This is a genomic window from Streptomyces sp. NPDC050211 (assembly GCF_040656035.1).
Lineage (GTDB): Bacteria > Actinomycetota > Actinomycetes > Streptomycetales > Streptomycetaceae > Streptomyces.
Genome location: NZ_JBFALC010000015.1, coordinates 83,363 through 104,439, shown reverse-complemented (window position 1 = coordinate 104,439; position 21,077 = coordinate 83,363). Strand labels below are relative to the sequence as shown.

At 70.6% G+C, this 21,077-nt stretch carries 20 protein-coding genes; 14 read left to right on the top strand and 6 right to left on the bottom strand.

Translation table 11 applies throughout. The features are described from left to right. The first annotated feature begins 132 nt into the window (after positions 1-132). The 7 genes from AB0I98_RS18325 to AB0I98_RS18295 all read left to right on the top strand — a co-directional run bounded on the left by AB0I98_RS18325 (position 133) and on the right by AB0I98_RS18295 (position 7,728). The gene (locus tag AB0I98_RS18325; protein WP_362942485.1) at positions 133-1,650 is read left to right on the top strand and encodes a sugar ABC transporter ATP-binding protein; all 1,518 of its coding nucleotides are present in this window, start codon (positions 133-135) and stop codon (positions 1,648-1,650) included. Then, entirely contained in the window at positions 1,647-2,684 is a 1,038-nt protein-coding gene (locus tag AB0I98_RS18320) for an ABC transporter permease (protein ID WP_362942482.1), read from the top strand. The genes AB0I98_RS18325 and AB0I98_RS18320 overlap by 4 nt, the downstream gene beginning before the upstream one ends. After that, on the top strand, positions 2,677-3,651 hold the full coding sequence (locus tag AB0I98_RS18315) for an ABC transporter permease (protein WP_362942479.1): 975 nt from the start codon (positions 2,677-2,679) through the stop codon (positions 3,649-3,651). The genes AB0I98_RS18320 and AB0I98_RS18315 overlap by 8 nt, the downstream gene beginning before the upstream one ends. Positions 3,652-3,748: 97 nt before the next feature. After that, positions 3,749-4,831: a rhamnose ABC transporter substrate-binding protein gene (gene rhaS / locus AB0I98_RS18310; protein WP_362942476.1), complete on the top strand. Its 1,083-nt coding sequence runs from the start codon at positions 3,749-3,751 to the stop codon at positions 4,829-4,831. A 17-nt stretch (positions 4,832-4,848) separates the two neighbouring features. Then, complete coding sequence (locus AB0I98_RS18305) at positions 4,849-5,169, top strand: L-rhamnose mutarotase (protein WP_362942473.1); 321 nt, start codon at positions 4,849-4,851, stop codon at positions 5,167-5,169. 15 nt (positions 5,170-5,184) lie between these two features. Then, a complete protein-coding gene (locus AB0I98_RS18300; protein WP_362942470.1) occupies positions 5,185-6,609 on the top strand; it encodes a BNR repeat-containing protein in 1,425 nt (474 codons plus the stop codon). Positions 6,610-6,699: 90 nt separating this feature from the next. After that, entirely contained in the window at positions 6,700-7,728 is a 1,029-nt protein-coding gene (locus AB0I98_RS18295; protein ID WP_362942467.1) for a LacI family DNA-binding transcriptional regulator, read from the top strand. A 108-nt stretch (positions 7,729-7,836) separates the two neighbouring features. Here the strand turns inward: AB0I98_RS18295 and AB0I98_RS18290 are convergent, their stop codons facing one another. Beyond that, a complete protein-coding gene (locus AB0I98_RS18290; RefSeq protein ID WP_362942464.1) occupies positions 7,837-8,037 on the bottom strand; it encodes a DUF5999 family protein in 201 nt (66 codons plus the stop codon). 148 nt (positions 8,038-8,185) lie between these two features. On the opposite strand from AB0I98_RS18290, the gene AB0I98_RS18285 reads away from it, so the two are divergent. Further along, positions 8,186-9,016, top strand: coding sequence for a pentapeptide repeat-containing protein (locus tag AB0I98_RS18285; RefSeq protein WP_362942461.1), 831 nt, complete (start codon positions 8,186-8,188; stop codon positions 9,014-9,016). Here AB0I98_RS18285 and AB0I98_RS18280 read toward each other — a convergent pair. Continuing rightward, positions 8,978-10,477 (bottom strand): cytochrome P450, encoded by a 1,500-nt coding sequence (locus AB0I98_RS18280; protein WP_362942458.1) that lies wholly within the window; start codon positions 10,475-10,477, stop codon positions 8,978-8,980. The two genes, AB0I98_RS18285 and AB0I98_RS18280, sit on opposite strands and share 39 nt — an antisense overlap. A 108-nt stretch (positions 10,478-10,585) precedes the next feature. Between AB0I98_RS18280 and AB0I98_RS18275 the strand changes: the two genes are divergently transcribed. Together AB0I98_RS18275 and AB0I98_RS18270 are read left to right on the top strand one after the other, a co-directional pair. Further along, positions 10,586-11,194, top strand: a complete 609-nt coding sequence (locus tag AB0I98_RS18275) for a TetR/AcrR family transcriptional regulator (protein WP_362942455.1) — start codon at positions 10,586-10,588, stop codon at positions 11,192-11,194. 94 nt (positions 11,195-11,288) lie between these two features. Next, positions 11,289-12,014: a DUF2470 domain-containing protein gene (locus AB0I98_RS18270; protein ID WP_362942452.1), complete on the top strand. Its 726-nt coding sequence runs from the start codon at positions 11,289-11,291 to the stop codon at positions 12,012-12,014. Here AB0I98_RS18270 and AB0I98_RS18265 read toward each other — a convergent pair. The 3 genes from AB0I98_RS18265 to AB0I98_RS18255 all read right to left on the bottom strand — a co-directional run bounded on the left by AB0I98_RS18265 (position 11,982) and on the right by AB0I98_RS18255 (position 15,618). Then, entirely contained in the window at positions 11,982-13,172 is a 1,191-nt protein-coding gene (locus AB0I98_RS18265) for a lactonase family protein (RefSeq protein ID WP_362942449.1), read from the bottom strand. The genes AB0I98_RS18270 and AB0I98_RS18265 overlap by 33 nt on opposite strands. Positions 13,173-13,270: 98 nt before the next feature. Continuing rightward, positions 13,271-14,317, bottom strand: coding sequence for a hypothetical protein (locus tag AB0I98_RS18260; protein WP_362942446.1), 1,047 nt, complete (start codon positions 14,315-14,317; stop codon positions 13,271-13,273). 44 nt (positions 14,318-14,361) lie between these two features. Further along, complete coding sequence (locus AB0I98_RS18255; RefSeq protein ID WP_362942443.1) at positions 14,362-15,618, bottom strand: FUSC family protein; 1,257 nt, start codon at positions 15,616-15,618, stop codon at positions 14,362-14,364. Between the two features lie 136 nt (positions 15,619-15,754). On the opposite strand from AB0I98_RS18255, the gene AB0I98_RS18250 reads away from it, so the two are divergent. Continuing rightward, entirely contained in the window at positions 15,755-17,086 is a 1,332-nt protein-coding gene (locus AB0I98_RS18250) for an erythromycin esterase family protein (RefSeq protein ID WP_362942440.1), read from the top strand. Positions 17,087-17,094: 8 nt separating this feature from the next. Here the strand turns inward: AB0I98_RS18250 and AB0I98_RS18245 are convergent, their stop codons facing one another. Continuing rightward, positions 17,095-17,589 carry an FBP domain-containing protein gene (locus tag AB0I98_RS18245; protein ID WP_362942437.1) on the bottom strand — a complete coding sequence of 165 codons (495 nt, stop codon included), beginning with the start codon at positions 17,587-17,589 and terminating at the stop codon, positions 17,095-17,097. A 96-nt stretch (positions 17,590-17,685) separates the two neighbouring features. On the opposite strand from AB0I98_RS18245, the gene AB0I98_RS18240 reads away from it, so the two are divergent. The 3 genes from AB0I98_RS18240 to AB0I98_RS18230 all read left to right on the top strand — a co-directional run bounded on the left by AB0I98_RS18240 (position 17,686) and on the right by AB0I98_RS18230 (position 21,067). Beyond that, positions 17,686-18,588 (top strand): DUF3626 domain-containing protein, encoded by a 903-nt coding sequence (locus AB0I98_RS18240; RefSeq protein WP_362942434.1) that lies wholly within the window; start codon positions 17,686-17,688, stop codon positions 18,586-18,588. A gap of 171 nt (positions 18,589-18,759) precedes the next feature. Continuing rightward, positions 18,760-19,740 (top strand): aminoglycoside phosphotransferase family protein, encoded by a 981-nt coding sequence (locus AB0I98_RS18235; RefSeq protein ID WP_362942600.1) that lies wholly within the window; start codon positions 18,760-18,762, stop codon positions 19,738-19,740. 37 nt (positions 19,741-19,777) lie between these two features. Next, entirely contained in the window at positions 19,778-21,067 is a 1,290-nt protein-coding gene (locus AB0I98_RS18230; protein ID WP_362942431.1) for an ROK family protein, read from the top strand. Positions 21,068-21,077 lie beyond the last annotated feature (10 nt).

Genomic DNA, 21,077 nt, shown 5'->3' with positions numbered 1-21,077 from the left:
CGGCTATCGAAATTTTTTCGACACAGACCCATTGACGTGACATGGCTCCCATGCCTAACGTCCCGGCAACCCAGTTGAAACCTTTCACGACGCGGCGAGGCACGTCCCGCCGGTGTCGTCGAGGAGCCCCCAATGACCCACCCGTCCGACACGGGTCCGGCCCCGGTGCTGGCACTGAAGGACGTTTCCAAGTCCTTCGGCGCCGTGCGCGCTCTGCGGGACGTCTCCCTGGAGTTGTTCCCCGGCGAGGTGCACGCACTCGCCGGTGAGAACGGCGCCGGCAAGTCGACCCTCATCAAGACGCTCGCCGGAGTGCACCGGCCGGACGCCGGCCAGGTGCTGCTCGACGGTGAGCCCGTCGTCTTCCACGGCCCCGGCGACGCCCGCGACGCCGGCATCGCCGTGATCTACCAGGAGCCCACGCTCTTCCCCGACCTGTCGATCGCCGAGAACATCTTCATGGGCCGCCGTCCGCGGCGCACCCTCGGCCGGATCGACCACAAGGCCACGCACGCCGCCACCATCGCGCTGATGCAACGTCTCGGCGTCGAACTCGACCCCGACCGCCCTGCCCGCGGCCTGTCCATCGCGGACCAGCAGATCGTCGAGATCGCCAAGGCGCTCTCCTTCGACGCCCGCGTCCTGATCATGGACGAGCCGACCGCCGCCCTCACCGGCAGCGAGGTGGCCCGTCTCTTCGGCGTCGTACGCACCCTGCGCGAACAGGGTGCCGCGGTGCTGTTCATCTCGCACCGGCTGGAGGAGATCTTCCAGATCTGCCAGACGGTGACCACGCTGCGCGACGGCGCCTGGATCGCCAGCGAGCGGCTGGACGGCATGACCGAGGACGACCTCGTCCGGCGGATGGTCGGCCGCGACCTCGACGAGCTGTACCCGAAGCAGGACGTCCGGCCCGGTGAGGTCGCGCTCAGCGTCCGGCGGCTGACCCGTGAGGGCGTCTTCACCGACGTCTCCTTCGAGGTCCGCACCGGCGAGATCGTCGGCCTCGCGGGGCTCGTCGGCGCCGGTCGTACGGAGGTCGCCCGCGCGGTCTTCGGCATCGACCGCTGGGACGCCGGCGGGGTCGAGGTGCAGGGACGGAAGCTGACCAACGGCGCACCCTCCACCGCCATGGCCGCCGGGCTGGCCCTCGTCCCCGAGGACCGGCGCGCTCAGGGCCTGGTGATGGACATGTCCATCGAGCGGAACATCGGCCTCACCGGGCTCCGTACGACCGTCAAGGCGGGCCTCATGGACCGCGGGGCCGAGCGCAGCCGCTCCCTCGACTGGGCGGTCAAGCTCCAGGTCAAGTACGCCCGGATCGCCGATACCGTGAACACCCTCTCGGGCGGCAACCAGCAGAAAGTCGTCCTCGCCAAGTGGCTGGCCACCGGCCCCAAGGTGCTGATCGTCGACGAGCCCACCCGCGGCATCGACGTCGGTACGAAGGCCGAGGTCCACCGGCTGCTCAGCGAGCTGGCCGCCGACGGCGTGGCCGTCCTGATGATCTCCTCCGACCTGCCCGAGATCCTCGGCATGGCCGACCGCGTGCTGGTGATGCACGAAGGCCGGCTCACCGCCGAGATCCCGCGCTCCGACGCCACCGAGGAAACCGTGATGGCCGCAGCCACGGGGAGGGCCGCCGCATGACGGTGACCACCAACCCGGCTCCCGTGACCGAGGTGCCCAAGTCCAGCGGCACCCGGCTGGTCGACCGCGTCTTCAAAATGCGGGAACTGGCCATCCTGGCCGTGTTCCTGGTGATGATCGTCATCACCCAGCTGGGCAACAGCGAGTTCCTGAGCGAGCAGGGCATCAAGGACCTGCTGCTCAACGCGACCATCCTGGTGCTGGTCGCCACCGGCCAGTCCCTGGTCGTGATCACCCGCAACGTCGACCTCTCGGTCGGCTCGACGCTCGGCATCAGCGCCTTCGCGGCCGGGACCTACCTCCAGAGCGGCGGCAACTCCGTCGTGGCCATCCTGCTCGCCGTCCTGCTCGGCATCGGCTTCGGCCTGCTGAACGGCCTGCTCGTCAGCCTCGGCCAGGTGCCCGCCCTCGTCGTCACGCTCGGCACGCTCTACATCATCCGGGGCATCGACTCGATCTGGGTCGGCTCCCGCCAGATCACGGCCGCCGACCTCCCGGACGGCTTCGTCGACTTCGGCTCCGGCGGCATCTGGGCGGTGCCGTGGCTGGCGCTGATCGCGCTGGCGGTCCTGGTGGCGACGGCGTACTACCTCAAGCACTACGGCAGCGGACGCGAGCTGTACGCGCTCGGCTCCAACCCCGAGGCCGCCCGGCTCGCCGGCATCCCGGTCCGCAAGCGGATCCTGGCCGCGTACACCTTCTGCGGCGCCCTCGCCGGGCTCGCCGGTGCGATGTACTTGGCCCGGTTCGGCAACGTCGACTCCGGCACCGGCAACGGCTACGAACTCACCGTCGTCAGCGCGGTGGTGGTCGGCGGTGTCGTCTTCACCGGCGGCTCCGGCAGCGTGTACGGCGCCGCGCTCGGCGCGCTGCTGCTGACCTCCATCAACAGCGTGCTGCCCGCCCTCGGCGTCAGCTCCGTCTGGGTGCTCGCCATCAACGGCATCCTGCTCATCCTCGCCATCGCGGTCGACCGGGTCGTCGCGCTGCGCGTGGCCTCGGCCCTGAAGAAGAGGAACGCCCGCCATGCCTGAGTCCTTGACGCGCGCGATCCGCTGGGACACGGTCGTCGGCGCACTCTTGATCGTCGTGCTGCTGCTCTCCTTCGGCACGGTCGACGGTTTCGGAAACGCTCTCAACCTGTCGTTCCTGATCGGCAACACCCTTCCGATCGCCTTGATCGCCCTGCCGATGACCCTCCTGGTCGTTTCGGGCGAGATCGATCTCTCGGTCGCCTCCACGGCCGGTCTCTCGGGCGCCGTCATGGGCGCGCTGTGGAACGAGGGCATGACGATCGAAGCGATCATCCCGATCTGCCTGCTGCTCGGCGTGGTCTGCGGCCTCATCAACGGTCTGCTCGTCACCCGGCTCGGGCTGCCCTCCCTCGCCGTCACCATCGGCACCCTCGCCGCCTACCGGGGCATCGCACAGATCGTGCTCGGCTCCGACGCGGTGACCGACTTCCCCACGCAGTACCTGGACTTCGCGGCCGGACGCATCGGCGACACGTTCATCCCGTACGCCTTCCTGCCCTTCCTGGTGTTCCTCGCGATCGGCGTGGTCGTTCTGCATGCCACCCCGTTCGGCCGGTCGGTCTTCGCGACCGGGGCGAGCGAGGAGGCGGCGCGATTCGCCGGCGTCCGGGTCAAGCGGCAGAAGCTGATCCTGTTCACGGTGACGGGGCTCATGGCTTCGCTGACCGGGATCTTCTGGGCCCTGCACTACGCGTCCGCTCGGTATGACAACGCCACAGGGCTTGAGCTGTCGGTTGTCGCTGCCGTGTTGCTCGGTGGGATCGACTTCGACGGTGGCAAGGGGACATTGGGCGGTGCGATCGCCGGTGTCTTCCTGCTTGGTGCGCTGCAGAACGTGATGAGTCTTCAGGACGTTTCCGCGCAGACGCAGATTCTCGTCACCGGTGTGTTGCTGGTGCTGTCCGTGTTGGGGCCGCGAGTCGCACGCCAGATCGCGGTGGCACGGGCGCAGAGGCTCACGTCGTAGGGCCGTCGTATGGCTGCGGGGCCGTTGTGGCTGGTCGCGCAGTTCCCCGCGCCCCTTCGGGGCGCTTCCGCTCACCTTCTTTCCAAAGGAAACCGTCATGCGTAAGTCATCCCTCCGCCGTTCCTGTGCGGCCCTCGCCGCCGCCACCTCGCTCGCCCTTGCCCTCACGGCGTGCGGCGGCACCACCAAGAAGGACGTCGCCAATGAGGACGCCTCCGCTGCCACCGCCGGTAAGGCCGACCCGAATGCCGAGCTGAAGAAGGGGCTGACCGTCGGGTTCCTGCCCAAGCAGGTCAACAACCCGTACTTCACCTCGGCCGACAAGGGTGGCGAGGCGGCTCTGAAGGAGCTGGGGTCCAGCTACAAGGAGGTCGGTCCGAGCAGCGCGACGGACACCGCCGGGCAGGTGAGTTACGTCAACACGCTCACCCAGCAGCAGGTCGACGCGATGGCCGTCTCCGCGCAGGACCCGGGCGCGCTGTGCACGGCGCTCAAGCAGGCCATGAAGAACGACATCAAGGTCGTGACGTACGACTCCGACACGAAGGCGGACTGCCGCAACGCCTTCGTCTCGCAGGCGTCCGCCGAGGACCTGGGCCGGACCGAGGTGCAGCTGCTCGCCGAACAGATCGGCTACAAGGGCGAGATCGCGATCCTGTCCGCCGCGCAGACCGCGACCAACCAGAACACCTGGATCGAGTTCATGAAGGACGAGCTCAAGGATCCCAAGTACAAGAACATGAAGCTGGTGAAGGTCGCGTACGGCAACGACGACGCGCAGGCGTCCTTCCAGCAGACCCAGGGCCTGCTCCAGGAGTACCCGAACCTGAAGGGGATCATCTCCCCGACCACCGTCGGCATCAAGGCGGCGGCCCAGTACCTGTCGGGCTCCAAGTACAAGGGCAAGGTCAAGCTGACCGGCCTCGGCACCCCGAACGACATGCGCAAGTACGTCAAGAACGGCACTGTCGACGCGTTCGAGCTGTGGGACCCGGCGAAGCTCGGCGAGCTGGCCGCCCGTACGGCCGTGGCGCTGGTGTCGGGCCAGATCACCGGCAAGGAGGGCGAGACGTTCAAGGCCGGTGACATGGGCGAGTACACCATCGGCAAGGACGGCGTGATCAGCCTCGGGAAGCCGACCGTCTTCGACGCCAAGAACATCGACCAGTTCAACTTCTGATATCCGGGGGGCTGTTGATGCAGCGTGTGTGCTTTCTGCTGAAGGTCCGGGCGGACCGCCTCGACGAGTACCGCGAGCGGCACGCCGCCGTGTGGCCCGAGATGCTCGACGCACTCTCGGCCACCGGCTGGCAGAACTACTCGCTCTTCCTGCGTGAAGACGGCCTGCTGGTCGGCTACTTGGAGACCGAGGACTTCGCCGTCGCCCAGGCCGGCATGGAGGCCACCGAGGTCAACGCCCGTTGGCAGGCGGAGATGGCGCCGTTCTTCGAGTCCCTGGACGGCGCCCGACCCGACGAAGCGATGAAACCCCTCACCGAAGTCTTCCACCTAGCCTGAGCCGGAGTCGCTGATATGAGAAGACGTGCCTTGCTCGGTACGGCCCTGCTGGCCTCTGTCGCCGGACCCGGCCTCGGCGCCGGCATCGCGAGGGCAGCCGACCCCGGCCCCTCCGTCACCCGGACCGGCACCACCACCCTCGACACCCAGGCCATCTTCTTCGTCTCCTACGACGGCCTGGTCAACAACAACTCCTTCCAGAAGAACGGCCTGCTCACCTACAAGGGCTACCAGTACGCCGTCTGGTACACCGCGGACCGCAACGCCGTCGTCGGCCGCCGTGCCCTCGGCGCCACCACCTGGTCCACGGTCAAGGTCGGCCACACGCTCCGCTACAACGACTCCCACAACGTCATCTCCATGGGCGTGTCCAGGACCGACGGCCGGCTGCACCTCAACATGGACTCCCACAGCGACGGCTTCACCTACGTCAAGTCGGTCGCCGGGCTCCTGGACAACCCGGCCGGTCTCAGCTGGACCGCGAGCCGCTTCGGCGCACCCCAGTCGACGCTGGATGGACTCGCGCTCACTTCGCAGTTCACGTACCCCCAGTTCATCTCCACCCCCGAGGGCAGGCTCCAGCTCAGCTACCGCGTGGCGATCTCCGGCAACGGCCGCAACGCGCTCGCCGAGTACGACGGCACGCGCTGGACCAACCTCGGCGAATGGACCAGCTCCACAGGCACCTACACCAGCGAGCACGGCTCCAGCACGGCCCGCAACATGTACCTGCACGGCATCGACTACGACCGCAACGGGCGCCTGCACGCCATGTTCACCTGGCGCGAGCAGAACAACGCCGTGATGTGCAACAGCGGCGGCATCACCAACCACGACACCGGCTACGTCTACTCCGACGACCGTGGCCGCACCTGGCGCAACAACGCGGGGACGGTGGTCGGCACCACCGGAAGCTCCGACCGCGTCTCCGTCAACGACGCCGGACTGGTCGTGGACCCGCTCAACCCGGACCACTCCCTGATGAACCAGGAGAGCCAGTTCATCGACATGGCCGGCCGCCCGCACGCCATCATCAGCTACGTACCCGGCCGCTTCGGCCAGTGCACGACGAACTACGTCGCCAACCGCACAGCCAACGGCCGTGCCTTCCTCGTCCGCAAGAGCGCCTCCGGCCCCTGGCAGAAGACTGAGATCCCGGTCCCGCTGAACTCCAGTCAGCGCACCAAGCTGGTCATGGACAAGTACAACAACGCTTACGCGATCTTCCCGTTCGGCCGGATCGCCGGAGCCTCCGCGGCCTCCGGACACACCGACTGGAGGATCCTGTTCGACGGCGCCGGGCTGAACGCCTTCGGCGAGGTCGTGATCGACGAGATGCGTATCGCGCAGGACAACGTGCTGTCGGTCATGTACCAGGAGAAGTCCAGCGGTACGACGCCCTCGGCCCTCCGAGTCGTCGACTTCCGGCTCCCCGCGTGACTGACGCACCACCGCAGCACTGATGGGGCGGCATGACGGTAATGTGAAGACCTTCCCGCCGCCCCTCGTTTCCCTGGAGGTCCCTGCCTGATGGCCCAGTCGGTGGGTATCAAGGACGTCGCCCGCGCCGCCGGAGTCTCCGTCGGCACGGTGTCGAACGTGATCAACCGCCCGGACTCCGTCGCCACGGAGACCCGTGCCCGGGTGCTGTCCGCGATCGACCGGCTCGGCTACGTCCGCAGCGAGTCCGCGCGCCAACTGCGCGCGGGCCGCAGCCGGATCATGGGCCTGCTCGTCCTCGACATGGGCAACCCCTTCTTCGTCGACGTCGCGCGCGGCGCCGAGCGGGCCGCGCGCCAGGCCGGGCTCGGCGTGATGGTCTGCAACAGCGCGCAGAGCGCGGGGGAGGAGGCCGACTATCTGTCGCTCTTCGCCGAGCAGCGGGTACGCGGCGTTCTGCTGACGCCGACCGATGCCAGCGGACGCAACATCGACGCGTTCCGCCGCCACGGCATCCCCTTCGTGCTGGTCGACCGTGTCGCCGAGGGCACGACCGAGTGCTCGGTCTCGGTGGACGACGTCGCGGGCGGCGCGCTGGCCGTGCGCCATCTCGTGGACGCCGGGCACCGCTCCATCGCGTACGTCAGCGGGCCGCCCGGCCTCAATCAGGTGCGCGACCGCCGCACCGGCGCGCTCAACGCGCTCACCGAGGCGGGTCTCGGCCCCGGCGCCCTGCGCGAACTGCCCACCGAGCGGCTCGACGTCGCCGCCGGCCGGGACGCGGGCGCCCGCCTCCTCGGCCTCGCCGACCGCCCCACCGCCGTGTTCTGCGCCAACGACCTGCTCGCCCTCGGCGTCCTCCAGGCCATGTTCGCCGCCGGGGTCTCCGTCCCCGACGACCTCGCGATCGTCGGCTACGACGACATCGAGTTCGCCGCAGCCGCCGCCGTCCCCCTCACCTCGGTCCGCCAGCCCGCCGTCACCATGGGCGCCCTGGCCGCCGAACTGCTCCTGGAGGAATCCGAGGCGGAAAGCACCGGCCCGAGACGACACGAGCACCGCCGCGTCGTACTCCAGCCAGAACTGGTAGTACGCCGCTCCAGCCTGGCGGCCCGCTGACCGGACGTGGCGCGGTTTCGGCTGCGGTGCAGCAGCGCCCCGAAGGGGCGCGGGGAACTGCGCGACCAGCCACGACGGCGCCGCAGTGTTCCAACCGCGCCGGAGGCCTCACGCCGCGACGGCCAGCGTGCCAAGGATGCGGTGCGGGCTCACGACCCGCCCGTCCGGCAGCAGTTCACCGGTGTCGTCGAAGACGATCGTGCCGTTGCACAGGAGGCTCCAGCCCTGCTCGGGGTGGGCCGAGACGATCACGGCGGCGTGGTGGTCCGCGCTGTCGGCGGTGGGGCACGGGGGCTGATGGCTGCACATGATGTCTCTCCTCGATCCGTTGGCTCCTGCCTTGCCGGCTCGTATCTCTTTGGTAGCCGAGCTTGTTTTCTGTTGTATGTGGAGACCCCCACACCGCCGGAAATTCATCGGTGAGCTTTCCTTTCGGGGCGGACATTAGGCTGGTCGCATGGAAGATCAACCCGGCGACCTCGTCGACCTGCGCGGAGACTGCGCGAACTGCTTCGGCCTGTGCTGTGTCGCGCTGCCCTTCACCGCCTCGGCGGACTTCGCGGTCGACAAGGCCGCCGGGACGCCCTGCCGGAACCTTCAGGACGACCACCGCTGCGGCATCCACGCCCGCCTCCGGCAGAAGGGCTTCACCGGCTGCACGGTCTACGACTGTTTCGGCGCCGGGCAGAAGGTCTCCCAGGTCACCTTCGGCGGACAGGACTGGCGCACGGGCCCGCGTGATCAGGCCCGCCGGATGTTCGACGTGTTCCCGGTCGTCCGCCAGCTCCACGAACTGCTCTGGTATCTCACCGAGGCGCTCACCCTGCCCGCCGCCCGCCCCGTCCACGCCGATCTGCGCCGGGCCCTGGAGAAGACCGAGGAGCTGACCCGCCTGACGCCGGAGGAACTCGGCGCGCTGGACGTCGGCGCCCACCGGCAGGACGTCAACGCCCTGCTGCTGCGGACCAGCGAACTGGTGCGGGCGCGTACGCGCGGTCGCCGGAAGGACCGCCGGGGCGCGGACCTCATGGGCGCCCGACTCAAGGGCGCCGACCTGCGTGGCGTCAGCCTCCGCGGCGCCTACCTCATCGCGGCCGACCTGACCGGCGCCGACCTGCGCGGGGCGGATCTGATCGGTGCCGACCTGCGGGACGCCGATCTCACCGACGCCGACCTGACCGGCGCGTTCTTCCTCACCCAGCCCCAGGTGAACGCGGCCAGGGGCAGCGCGGGCACGAAGCTGCCGGAGTCAGTCGCCCGTCCCGCGCACTGGACAGGGAGCCTCTGACCGAGGAGCCGGCACAGCTTTGCGCCGCGGCTCCAGGTGCAGCCGCAGCCCCTCCGGCATCAGCGTCAGCCGCTCCGTCACCCGCAGCCGGTACGCGGGGTCGGCCCGTAGGTCGTAGCGGCGCAGCAGCAAACCCAGCACCAGCGTGGCCTCGTGCAGCGCGAACTGGCGGCCGATGCAGGCCCGCGCCCCCGTGCCGAACGGCTTGAAGGTGTGCGCGGGACGGGACCGTACGGCCGTGGCGTCGAAGCGGTCCGGGTCGAACCGCTCGGCGTCGGCGCCCCACACCTCGGGCTCGCGGTGCAGCATCGGCGTGAGCACCAGCGCCCAGGCCCCCCGCCGCATCGGATGCTCTCCGGCCAGCACCGTGTCCTGGCGGGCCTCCCGGGCATAGGCCGGCGCCGTCGGCCACAGCCGCAGCGACTCGTCCAGCACCCGGCGCACGTACCGCAGCTTGGCCACCTGGTCGTAGCCGGGGGCCACGGAGCCGCCCCAAACGCGGTCCACCTCGGCGCGGGCACGGGCCGCGACCTCGGGGTGCTGGGAGAGATAGTGCAGGGCGAAGGAGAGCGCGCCGGACGTGGTCTCGTGGCCCGCCACCAGGAAGGTGATCACCTGGCGGCGGACGTTCTCCGGCGACAGCCGCTCGCCGGTCTCCGGATGGGCCGTCTCCAGCATCCGGTCGAGCAGGTCGCCGTTCCCGCGTCCGGAAGCGCGGCGGGCGCGCACGATGTCGTCGACCGTGCGGTTGAGGAGGTCCATGTCGGCGTCGTTGAGCCGGGAGGCGCGCTTGAGCAGCAGCGGAGCCAGCGGCGGCGGCACGGTGTTGAGCCGCTGGGCGTAGGAGAGCGTGCCGATCATCGCCGTGACGAAGGGGTGCGGCCGGGATCGTTCGAAGGAGCCGAAGTCGTGCCCGAATCCGGTGCGCGCGATCGTCTCCAGGGTCAGCTTCGTCATGTCCCCGGGCACGTCCACGGCCCGGCCCGCCGCGAGCTCCCGGTCCCAGTGGTCGGTGAGCCGCCCGGCCACGTCCAGCATCATCGGGTGGTAGCCCGCCATGGCCTCCCGGCTGAAGCCCGGGGCCAGGACGTCGTGCGCCAGTTGCCAGTTGGGCTCGTGGTTGTACGCCGTGAACAGCCCGTCCCCGACGATCGGCCGCAGGTTGGCGATCCCGAGGCCCACGTGTTTGGCGAAGCGGGACTCGTCGGAGAGGTCGGCCGTGAGGCCAGCGCCCCACACGAACACGATCTCGTTGGCGAACGCCTTGCGCCGGAAGATCGGCCCCAACTGCCGGGCGTAGCGCAGGGAGTCCTGCAAGGGCTTGGTCCTGCTGGCGCCGAGCACATCGCCGAGCAGCGGGAGCCTGCGCGGAGGATGCGGAATGCGGTGCAGCTCAGGCCAGCCCTGCTCGGCGCTGCGGAACCCCTTCGGCACCGCGGCCCTGGTCGTCGTCTCCGCCATGACGCGATCTCCCTTGGTCCAGCGGTGCGTTGAGCGTGTTGTACGCGGGTTCAACAACGCGATCCAGTCTGGTCCCGCTATTGAATCGACGTCAAGTAAAGTTCGGGGATGACCGCGAATCAGAGCGGGCCGATACGCCGCCGGCTCAGTACCGAGGAGCGCCGTGAGCAACTCCTCGGTGTCGGGGCGCGGTTGTTCTCGGAGAGTCCGTACGACGACGTGTGGATCGAGCAGGTCGCCGAGATCGCCGGGGTCTCGCGTGGACTGCTCTACCACTACTTCCCGACGAAGCGTGACTTCTTCGCGGCGGTCGTGGCACGGGAGAGCGAGCGGATGCTGCGGATGACCGCGGCGGTGCCGGGGGTGCCGGTGCGCGAGCAACTGGCGGCCAACCTCGACACGTATCTGGCCTACGTCGAGGCGCACGCGCACGGCTTCCGCGCCTTCCATCGGGCCGACGCGGCGGGGGACCAGGGCGTGCGCCGTATTTATCAGCGCGCCCTGCGCGCCCATGAGCAGCAGATCCTGGCGGTGCTGGCCGAGGACCCCGAGTTCGGCCCCCTCACGCGGGAGCGCCCTGATGTCCGGCTCGCCGTGCGCGGTTGGCTGGCGTTCACGACGGCCGTCTGTCTGGAGTGGCTGCGGGGCTCGGACCTTTCGCGGGAGCAAGTACGGGACCTCTGCGCACGGGCCCTGCTGGGCGTGCTCGGGCCCTGAATTCTCCTCACCGTCGCACAGGTTCGCGTGACCTGGTTGGCGTGCGCCCCGATCTTGGGTAAGTTAGGCAAGGCTTACCTAAGGAGGTTTGGGGATGGGTGACAGCCAATCCTGGACGGCCGCGCCTGCCGCGGCGGAGCGGGCCCGTTCGCTGCTCGCCACCGCGTGGTCCTGCGCGGTGACCGCGGACGGCGGACGGGAGGAGTTCGTCGGCGCGCACTCCGTGGACGACGACGGACGGGTGCTCCTGAGCGTGCCCGAGGACAGCGCGCTGCTCGCGGCGGCGATCTGCGCGCCCCGCGGCGAGCCGTCCGCCGTCCTGGAGTTCGCCGACGTCGCCCCCGTCCCCGTACGCAGCCGGATCCGCGCCCGGCTCTGGCTCGCCGGCTGGTTCGCCCCCGAGGGTGACCTCCTCGCGTTCCACGCCACACGCGTGGTGCTGCGGCAGTCCACCGGTGCCGTGGTCGTCGACCTCGACGAGTTCGCCGCCGCCGCACCGGACCCGCTGGCCACGGCGGAGTCCCGGCTGCTGACGCACCTCGCGGACTGCCACGGCGACGCCGTCGAGCGGCTCACCCGGCTCGTCGAGCCCGAGAGCCTGCACGGCGCGGTGAAGGTCCAGCCCCTCGCCGTCGACCGGCACGGACTGACACTGCGCATCGAACGCACCCGCGCCCACGGCGACGTACGACTGGCGTTCCACCGGCCCGCCGACGACGTAGCGCAACTCACCGAGCGCATGCACATCCTGCTCTCGCAGGCCAGCGCAGCCTCCTGCCCCCGCGCGCTACAGCGGCAGCGCACAGACGGCGACGGGTGAGGCGAACGGGTCGCCCGCGAGCCGCAGTTCACCACTGCCGGCGTCCACGTGGAACACGCTCACCGTGCTCGACCTCTGGTTCGCCGCGAACAGCAGGGTGCCGTCCGGCGCGAGGGCGATCTGCCGGGGGAAGTCACCGGACACCGGCACCGTGCCCAGCAGCCTGAGCCGGGCGCCGTCGGCCTCCACCGCGTAGCGCGCGAGGCTGTTGTGGCCCCGGTTGGCGAGATAGGCGTACGCGCCGTTCGGTGTCACCACGATCTGCGCCGGGTAGCTGGTGCCCTCACCGGTGCCCGTGGACTGCGGCTCGCCGATCGTCAGGCGACCGGAGGCGCGGTCGTATGCGCACACCGAGACGGTGTCGTCCACCTCGTTGGCCAGGTAGGCGTACCGGCCGCCGGGGTGGAAGGTGAGGTGCCGGGGGCCCGCGCCGGCGTGCGTCTGGGCCTGGGAGACCTCGGTGAGGGTGCCCGCGCGGGTGTCGAGGCGGTAGGTGTAGACGGTGTCCGTGCCGAGGTCGACGGCGAGGACATGGCCGCCGTCGGGACTGGTGACGAACTGGTGGGCGTGCGGGCCCTCTTGACCCGGGCCCGGTGCCGGACTGGTGTGCGTGACCAGGTCGGTGCGCTCGCCGAGAGCGCCGGAGGCGTCGATGGAGTGCACGGCCACACTGCCGGAGGCGTAGTTGGCGCTCAGCAGCCAGCGCCCGCCCGGATGCACCGACAGATGACAGGGAGCCCCGCCGCCGGTGCTCCGGCTACCTAGGATCTTGTGGTCGGACAGCCGGACGGCGGTCACGGCACCGTCCTCGCGCTCATTGACGGCGTACAGCGTGCGGCCGTTCGGATGAAGCGCCAGATACGACGGATCGCCGACGTCCTCGATGGTTTCCTCGCCGGTGATCCGGCCGGTGGCGGCGTCATACGTCGCCAGGCCGATGCCCTTGCCGCCGCCGTCGACGGAGGTGTAGGTGCCGAGGTACAGGGGGCGGGGGCCGGAGGGCTTGGCGGCCTCGCGGGGTGTGCTCGCGGTCGTCTCGGGGGGTGTCGTGTCCGCGGCGGGCGCCGAGGCTTTGTCACATGCCGGGAGGGCCACCGCGGCGCCCGTTCCCGCGAGGGCGCCGACGAATCGGCGCCTGCTCAAGCCACCACTGCTCATGTCCACACCTCAGGTCGTCGGTCGTCCCGACAGCCACCCTCGCGTGGATCACCCTCGGCGTGCAAGAACAGCACCGCGCGTTGCAGCAGCCGCAACGGTCACCAGTCGCCGTCCTCCACCGCCTTGCCGGGCGCGTCCTTGAGAGGCTTCACCTGGCCCGGCGACGGCTCCTGCCAGGGTTCGTGGTCGTCACCGATCCAGTCGCCGACCGGTTTCACCCCTTCCAGGGTGTCGGTGGGAGCGAGATCCTCCGCGTCCTGGTCGTAGTAGTCGAACCACGGAAGTCCCGCGCTCGTGTAGGCCGCCCGGTCCACCGGGGACGGCGGCGGGGCTTCGCCGGTGATACGGCGCCACTCCGGGGGCGTCACCAGATGGACGTACACCCGCCCGGCGGGCTCCTCGGACCAGTCCGTCGCCGGCCGGTCGTCCTCGTAGACCTCCTGGCGCATGGAGCCGCCGACGCCGAGCCCCATCGCCGCGGCGGGCCGCGCCCGGCCGGCCGGAGCGGCGCCGGGTGCCGCGGGTGCCGACATCGGCAGCGCGGCGCCGAAGCCCCCGGCCGAGTTCCGGGACCGCATCTCACGCTCGGCCCGCAGCCGCTGCTCCTCGCGCCACACGGCCAGCGCCCCCTTGTTCAGCGGGAACGACTGCAGTTGTACGCCGCCCCAGACCTCCTCGCCCGTGACCTGGCCCTCGACGGTCGCGCCCATCCCCAGCGGCACCGCCACGAACTGGCGGACCGTGCCCTTCCCGGAGTTGATGCCGTCCAGCCAGGGCTGGCGGGGGAGGACCACGTAGTTCTGGGGTTTGCGGGAGAGCCGGTCGCTCCACGGTCGGCCCGAGACGGCGCACACCTTGCCCACGCCGACCTGCAGGGCGGCCGGTTCGGTGGTGCCCGCGAAGCTCAGCCACATCGCCTCACGCAGATACACCGGCAGCATCACACCGCCGCGCGAGCGCCACTGCTCGGGCACGGTGTCCGGATAGTCCGCCACACGCCGGACCGGGAACTCGCCGAGCCCCGGCGGCAACGCGTGCGTGCCCGTCTCGGGCAGACGCAGCGTGCGGATGAACCGCACCGCCACCCCGCCCGGCAGCCGCAGCGTGTTCCCGTCGATCCGTACGGTCGTGTCGGCATCGGTCATCGGCCCGCTCCCTTGCATCCGGTGCCGGCCCGTCCCGGCGTCCTCTACCGGAAACGCCCGCCCATACCGGTGCGGTTCCGCCACAGCTGCTCCTGGACGCCCAGACGTTCGCGCAGCCGGGTCAGACGCGGCATCCGGGCGCGCTGATCCTGCGACACGCGGTCCAGTTCCTCCAGCAGACGACGTGTGCGGTGCTCGGTGTCGAGCTCGTCGAGGATGCGGTTCACCTCGGTCAGGACGGCGCCGAACAGTTGCCAGTGCCGGGTCTCGCGCTCGGCCTCCTCGCGCAGCAGCTGGGCGAGTTTGTCGCGGGTGGCCGCAGCGGTGTGCAGCTCGGCGGTGAGCCGGGCCTCCGCCGACTCGGCGTTGGCGCTGACGCTGGTGGTGACCAGGACGGCGAAGCTGACCACGGCGTCGGCGATCTCGGCCAGCAGCTGTTCCACGGCGGCGCCCGTCGGCGGCGTGAACAGCGGCTCGGGGTCGCGTTCCTTGGCCAGGTCGGTGAAGCTGCGGGCGAGGACGCGCAGGACGACCGTGCAGATCTCCAGCGTGTCCAGGCCGGTGCGCAGCACGACCCGGTGCAGCAGGCCCTCCCGCACGCGCGGGTTGAGCCGCAGACTGTCCTCGGCCTGCCGCAGCGCCGCGTCCACCTCGACGATGTCGTGATCGAGCCGACGTGCCTCGTGCAGCCGTGCGGCCGTCTGCTCGACCGGGGTACGGCCGGCCACCTCCCCACCCATGCTCAGCATCAGCTGCCGCAGCCGGCGCGCCAGCCCCTCGATGGACTCACCCGCCTGGTCGACCCACACCGGCGGCGCCAGCAGCAGATTGAAGCCAAGACCGACGACCGCGCCGATGAGCGTCTCCACCACCCGCGCCCATGCCGTGTCCCCGACGGTGGTCACGCCGAGGACCAGCATGGCGCTGATCGCGACCTCGGGGACGTACTCGTCGACCCGCACCAGATGTCCCACCGCCAGCGCGGCGAGGATCAGCAGGGCGAGACTCCACCAGGTCAGCCCCACCAGCAGGCTGAAGGCGATGGCCACGAGGACCCCGGCCACCACCGAGTTCACCCGGCGGATGCCGTTGGTGAGCGTGGCGTAGAGGGTGACCTGGACGACCAGCAGCGCGGTCAGCGGCGCGGTGAGCGGCAGTTGCTCGGGGCTCAGGCGCAGCGCGATGACGTAGGCGATCGTCGCGGCGGCGGCCGACCGCAGCGTCTGGACGACGACGGGGTCCCGGCGCTGCTTCTTCACCAGGCGCTCGAGGGACTCCGTCCGCTCACGCACATCTCGCATCCCTTGGGATCTTCCCTTCCTCAGGCGCATCGAACGTACTGAGGAAAACCCCCGCTGTCGCGCTCCGGATGTCCGCGCCCGAGGACGGTGGACCGCCGGATGGTGCCCGCCGGACCGGGCGCGACAGCATTGGATCATGACATGGCATCGGACCGGAACAGTCCTGACCCTGCTCATCACTCTCGGTACGGCGACGGCCGCCGTTCCGGTCACGGCCGCACCGGCCACCACCGTTGTCCAGGCCCTCGACCACGCCGCCCATCCGCTGCGCACCGTCGAACCCGGCGGCAGCACCGGCGATCTGCGTCCCCTCGACCGGATGATCGGCGACGCGCAGGTGGTCGGCGTGGGGGAGGCCACCCATGGCTCGCACGACTTCTTCGCCCTCAAGGACCGCGTCTTCCGCCACCTCGTCGAGGAGAAGGGCTTCCGCACCTTCGCCCTGGAGGCCCCCTGGAGCACCGGCCTGCGTCTCGACGCCTACGTGCGGTACGGCAAGGGCGACCCGCGGCGCATCATGCGCGAGGAGTTCCAGCGCGACTACCTGTGGTGGAACAACACCGACTATCTGCGGCTCGTCGAGTGGATGCGGGCGTACAACGTCCGGCATCCCAGCGATCCCGTCCGCTTCATCGGCGACGACATCGCCTGGACCGGACCCGAGCTGTACGACGCGGTGACGGACCATGTGGCCGCCACCCGCCCGGAGCTCGGCCCCCGCTTCGCCGAGCTCTACCGAGGGCTACGGCCCACTGTGGCGACCAAGGCCTATATCGAGCAGTACATGAGCAAGCCGTATGCGGAACGCCGGGAGATGGCCGAGCGCACCGGCGAGGCGCTGGATCTGCTGCGCGGCCAGGGCCCCGACGCGGACCGGGCGGCGTACGACCGGGCCGTCCAGAACGCGACGGTGATCGACCAGACCGCCCGGCAGTACGCCTTCGACTTCGAGGACCCCGCCCAGATCGCCGAGGCCATGCGCTACCGGGACGGGGCGATGGCCGCCAACGTCGTGTGGTGGCAGCGGCACACCGATACGAAGGTGCTGCTCTCGGCGCATGACGAGCACGTCGGCTATGTGGCGGTCGATCCCGCGTCCAACCCGAAGATGCAGGGCGCGTTTCTGCGGGAGAGCCTCGGCGCCGGGTATGTGAGCGTCGGTGTGACCTTCGACCGGGGCTCGTTCAACGCCACCGGCCTCGACGAAGAAGCCGTCCGCCGCTGGACGCTGGGACCGGCGGGCCCCGGCAGCAACGAACGGACCCTCGACCGGGTGCGTCACCGCGACTACGTCGTGGACCTGCGGTCGGTCCGATCGCCGGCCCGCGAGTGGCTGGCGAAGGCCCGGCCGACGCGCACCATCGGCACCGCGTATCCGGACGGCCCGAACGACATTGCGCTGAGCCGCTCGCACGACGTCCTGATCCACCTCCATGACGTGGAGGCCTCGACGCTGCGGGACAACTAGCGGGACGTCTAGACGTACAGCTTGTCGAGGAACGCGGACAGATTGCCCGTGGTGCGGGCGATCTGTTCGTCCATGGTCAGACTCTCCTCGATGCGGATCCCGGACTGCGGGATCTTCTTGCCGCGTACGTACAGCGAACAGGCGAGGTCGGTGCACATGTACACGCCGACCGTATTGCCCTCGCGGCCCGCCGTGCCCGCTTTGCGGGCGGTCATCAGGGAGACGCCGCCTCCCGGGTGGGTCGTCAGACAGAGCGAGCACATGCTGCGGTGCAGGAAGCCGCGCTGCGAGGACGGGAACCGCAGTGTCACGCCGACGAACCGCTCCTCCCGCTCGGTGACCAGATAGCTGCGATCGGGTGCTCCCGGATCACGCCAGCCGAGGAAGTCGAGGTCGCCCCAGGGGCGTTCGTCGAGATCCCGGGGTATGGCCAGCCGCTTGGCCTCGCCCTTCGAGCAGTTGATAAATGAGTTGCGGATGTCCTGCTCGGTGAGTGATCTCATGGGGAGGTCTCCTGGGACTGCGGATCGGATTCCTAGGGTTTTCCTAGGGGTATTAGGTTTGAGCCTAGGGTAGGTAGCCCAGGGGAGGGGAAGCCAGTGGATTTCCGGGACGTCGGGTCACCGCGGGCGCGGGCGGCGCTGGGGCATGTGGCGGGCCGTTCCGCCGGTCCGGCCGTCGACCCGGATCTGTGCATCACGCTCAACTTCCACCCGGACCGGCTGGTCGGCGGCGTCCCCATCCTCGATGCGCTGGCCCGGGACGGCACGTACCACTCGCAGTTCGTCACGGGCGTGAGCAACGGCGGCCTCACCGCACATCCCGGCGGCGACCGCTGGCGCTGGGAGAGCCGGATCTTCGGCGGAGCGTACGACGACGCCGATCCGCAGGACCGGCCCGTGTACGGCGCTCTGAACTTCCGGCGCCAAGTGGTCGGCGCGGCCCCACGGTTCGGGTCCTCGCACCTCCGGCTGACCGGCGCCACGCTCGCCCGCGCCACCTTCTGCTACCCCGACAGCGCGGCCGAGCCAGCCGACTTCGGCGTGGCCGCCGGAATGTCCCTGATCGCCCTGGCCGAGGCGGACCGGCAGGACCCGCTCAACGACTACATCGAGGCCCAGGTCCACGGCGGCGTCGTCCTCGCCCGCGACGTGGAGGCGCTCGTCCTGGACGCGAGCTACCGGGGCACCGCGATCGAGGCGGCGGCCCGCGCGCTGCCCTTCCTGCTCGAATGGCACCCCGGCTACCGGCTCACCGCGGCCGAGGTGCGCAGCCACGCGGACTACCGCGGCCCCGAGTACGCCGACCTGGGCGCCCGGATCGCCGAGGAGGGCCGCCTCGACCCGCGGATCATCGGAAACGCGGCGCGCACGGGACACCACGAACTCCAGGACCTGAAAATGGTGTGGCACACCCTCGCCCGCTTCGGCGCCCCGGAGGGAGCCGGCACAGCCTGTTCCGGCACGGCCGGCGTCGCTGACGCGAGGACGCCCAGCGCATAGGGGCGGGCGACCAGTGCCGTGCGGGGCGCGTTCCGTACCCTGTACCGGGAACGCACACCGGACGCCGACGTGGCGGCTGCCGAGCGGTGGCTCAACGGGCCGATGGGCGAGGGGCGTTACGTCGAGGACGTGTACGCCGCAGGGTGGTCGAAGGGGAGGGGTGGGCGCACGGTGGTGGACTCCTGGGAGCGGGCGCGGAACGTCCTGGAGGCGGCGGAGATCCCGCCCGAGCGCCTCGCCCACCTCCGCCCGCTGCACGGCGGCACGTACAACACGGTCGAGGAACTCCGGCTGACCGACGGCACCCGTTACGTGCTGAAGATCCCGCCCGCGGAGACCACGCCCGGCCTGCGCCACGAGCGTGAACTCCTCGTCTCCGAGGCCGAGTTCTACGACGGGGCCGCCAAGGCCGACGTATCAGCGCCGCGCGTCGTGGCGGTCGGCGGGGACGCGGGCGCTCGTCATCTGCTGATGACCGCCTGCCCGGGCGACCCGTGGGACGATGCGCTCACCGCTGCCGAACGGGTAGCCCTGCGCGCGGAGTTGGGACGTCAGGTGGCCCGGCTCCACCGGGTCACGGGCCCCGGCTTCGGCTACCCGTCCGGCGCCCTGGGCCCCCTCGCCGACGACTGGCGGACCGCCTTCACCGGCATGCTCGACGCCGTACTCGACGACGCCCGCGACTACCGCGCCCGGCTGCCCCGCCCCGCCGACGAGGTGGCCCGCATCCTTGGGGCCGCCTTCCCCGCCCTCGACGAGGTCGCCGTCCCGTACCTCGTCCACTTCGACCTCTGGCAGGGCAACATCCTGGTGGACCGCTCGACGGGGGTGGCCCGTATCGGCGGCCTCATCGACGGGGAGCGCATGTTCTGGGGCGACCCGCTGGCCGACTTCGTCTCCCTGGCGCTGCTGGGTGACATCAAGAAGGACGAGGACTTCCTGGCGGGCTACCGGGAGGCCGGGGGCCGCGCCGTCTTCGACACGCCGGCCCGCCTCCGCCTGGCCCTCTACCGCAGCTACCTCTACCTGATCATGATCACCGAGACGGTCCCACGGGCGACGGGCCAGGAGCGTGACGGCTGGGTCCAGACCGCGGTCGCACCCGAACTCCTCCTCGCCCTCGACGAGATCCAGGAACTGGCCGCTCGCTGACCCGACGAGGGTCCTCAATTCAGATCGAGGGAGCCACATGGCGGGGCGGAACGGGCGCACGGTACGCGACCTCAGACGGGCCAACCGTACGGCCGTACTGGAACGGCTCTACTTCGACGGACCCCTCAGCCGCTTCGAACTCGGCCCGGTGACCGGGCTCAGCTCCGGCTCCGTCAGCAACGTCGTCGCCGACCTGGTCGCCGACGGCCTGCTGGAGGAGGCCGGCAGCGTCGACTCCGACGGCGGCCGCCCGCGCACCCTGCTGCGCGTGGCACCCGGCAGCGGCCACATGATCGGCGTCGACGTCGGCGAAACCCGGGTCCGCATCGAGCTGTTCGACCTCACCCTCACCGAACTCGCCCGCACCGAACGCCCGTTGACCCATCAGGGCTACGACGTCGAGGTCATCGTCGGTCACATCCGCGACGGCATCACCGAGGTGCTCGCCACCGCAGGGATCGCGCCCGAACGGCTGCTGGGCGTCGGCATCGGCGTCCCCGGCATCGTCGAACGCACGCCGGATCGCGGCACCGTGGTCCACGGGCAGACCATCGGCTGGGACGCGGTCCCCCTCGAAGCGCTGCTCCGTGACGGCTCTCCCCTGCCCGACACCGTCGCGTACTTCATCGACAACGGCGCCAAGACCCTCGGCCAGGCCGAGATGTGGTTCGGCGCCGGACGCGGCGCCCGCAACGCGGTCGTCGTGCTCTTCGGCTCGGGGGTGGGCGCCTGCCTGGTCACGCCGGAGGCGGAGCACGGGCGGGCGGTGGAGTGGGGCCATCTGACGGTACGGGTCAGGGGGCGCCGCTGCCGGTGTGGTGCGCTCGGCTGCCTGGAGGCGTACGCCGGTGCCGAGTCGCTGCTCGAACGGTGGGGTGAGCGGGGCGGGCGCCCGCCGGAGGGCACCGACGAGGAGACGGCGCTGACGGCGATGCTGGCCGCCGCGTATCCCGCCGAGGGCGGTGCGGCCGATCCGGTGGCGCTCGCCGTCCTGGAGGAGACCGCCGAGTACCTGGGCGCCGGGCTGTCCGACCTGATCAACCTCTTCCAGCCCGAGCGCATCCTCATCGGCGGCTGGGCCGGGCTCCAGCTCGGCGCGCGGTTCCTACCCGCCGTACGGCGCCATGCCGTGTCGTACGCGCTGCGCCACCCGGCCGAGCGGGTCACCATCGACCTCGGCAGGCTCGGTCCCGACGCGGTCACCGTGGGCGCCGCGATCCTGCCGCTCGCCGACTTCTTCGCCCGCGGCGGCCGCCGCGCCGAGCCCGTACCCGAGGGCCCGGCGCCCGCCTGGCGCGCGGCGCTTCGGGAGCGGGCTCCGCACTGAGGTTTCGCCG

Bases quoted from the DNA above. Each gene is read 5' to 3' on its own strand.
- AB0I98_RS18325 (WP_362942485.1), top strand. From the start codon at position 133: ATGACCCACCCGTCCGACACGGGTCCGGCCCCGGTGCTGGCACTGAAG.
- AB0I98_RS18320 (WP_362942482.1), top strand. From the start codon at position 1,647: ATGACGGTGACCACCAACCCGGCTCCCGTGACCGAGGTGCCCAAGTCC.
- AB0I98_RS18315 (WP_362942479.1), top strand. From the start codon at position 2,677: ATGCCTGAGTCCTTGACGCGCGCGATCCGCTGGGACACGGTCGTCGGC.
- rhaS (WP_362942476.1), top strand. From the start codon at position 3,749: ATGCGTAAGTCATCCCTCCGCCGTTCCTGTGCGGCCCTCGCCGCCGCC.
- AB0I98_RS18305 (WP_362942473.1), top strand. From the start codon at position 4,849: ATGCAGCGTGTGTGCTTTCTGCTGAAGGTCCGGGCGGACCGCCTCGAC.
- AB0I98_RS18300 (WP_362942470.1), top strand. From the start codon at position 5,185: ATGAGAAGACGTGCCTTGCTCGGTACGGCCCTGCTGGCCTCTGTCGCC.
- AB0I98_RS18295 (WP_362942467.1), top strand. From the start codon at position 6,700: ATGGCCCAGTCGGTGGGTATCAAGGACGTCGCCCGCGCCGCCGGAGTC.
- AB0I98_RS18290 (WP_362942464.1), bottom strand. From the start codon at position 8,037: ATGTGCAGCCATCAGCCCCCGTGCCCCACCGCCGACAGCGCGGACCAC.
- AB0I98_RS18285 (WP_362942461.1), top strand. From the start codon at position 8,186: ATGGAAGATCAACCCGGCGACCTCGTCGACCTGCGCGGAGACTGCGCG.
- AB0I98_RS18280 (WP_362942458.1), bottom strand. From the start codon at position 10,477: ATGGCGGAGACGACGACCAGGGCCGCGGTGCCGAAGGGGTTCCGCAGC.
- AB0I98_RS18275 (WP_362942455.1), top strand. From the start codon at position 10,586: ATGACCGCGAATCAGAGCGGGCCGATACGCCGCCGGCTCAGTACCGAG.
- AB0I98_RS18270 (WP_362942452.1), top strand. From the start codon at position 11,289: ATGGGTGACAGCCAATCCTGGACGGCCGCGCCTGCCGCGGCGGAGCGG.
- AB0I98_RS18265 (WP_362942449.1), bottom strand. From the start codon at position 13,172: ATGAGCAGTGGTGGCTTGAGCAGGCGCCGATTCGTCGGCGCCCTCGCG.
- AB0I98_RS18260 (WP_362942446.1), bottom strand. From the start codon at position 14,317: ATGACCGATGCCGACACGACCGTACGGATCGACGGGAACACGCTGCGG.
- AB0I98_RS18255 (WP_362942443.1), bottom strand. From the start codon at position 15,618: ATGCGAGATGTGCGTGAGCGGACGGAGTCCCTCGAGCGCCTGGTGAAG.
- AB0I98_RS18250 (WP_362942440.1), top strand. From the start codon at position 15,755: ATGACATGGCATCGGACCGGAACAGTCCTGACCCTGCTCATCACTCTC.
- AB0I98_RS18245 (WP_362942437.1), bottom strand. From the start codon at position 17,589: ATGAGATCACTCACCGAGCAGGACATCCGCAACTCATTTATCAACTGC.
- AB0I98_RS18230 (WP_362942431.1), top strand. From the start codon at position 19,778: ATGGCGGGGCGGAACGGGCGCACGGTACGCGACCTCAGACGGGCCAAC.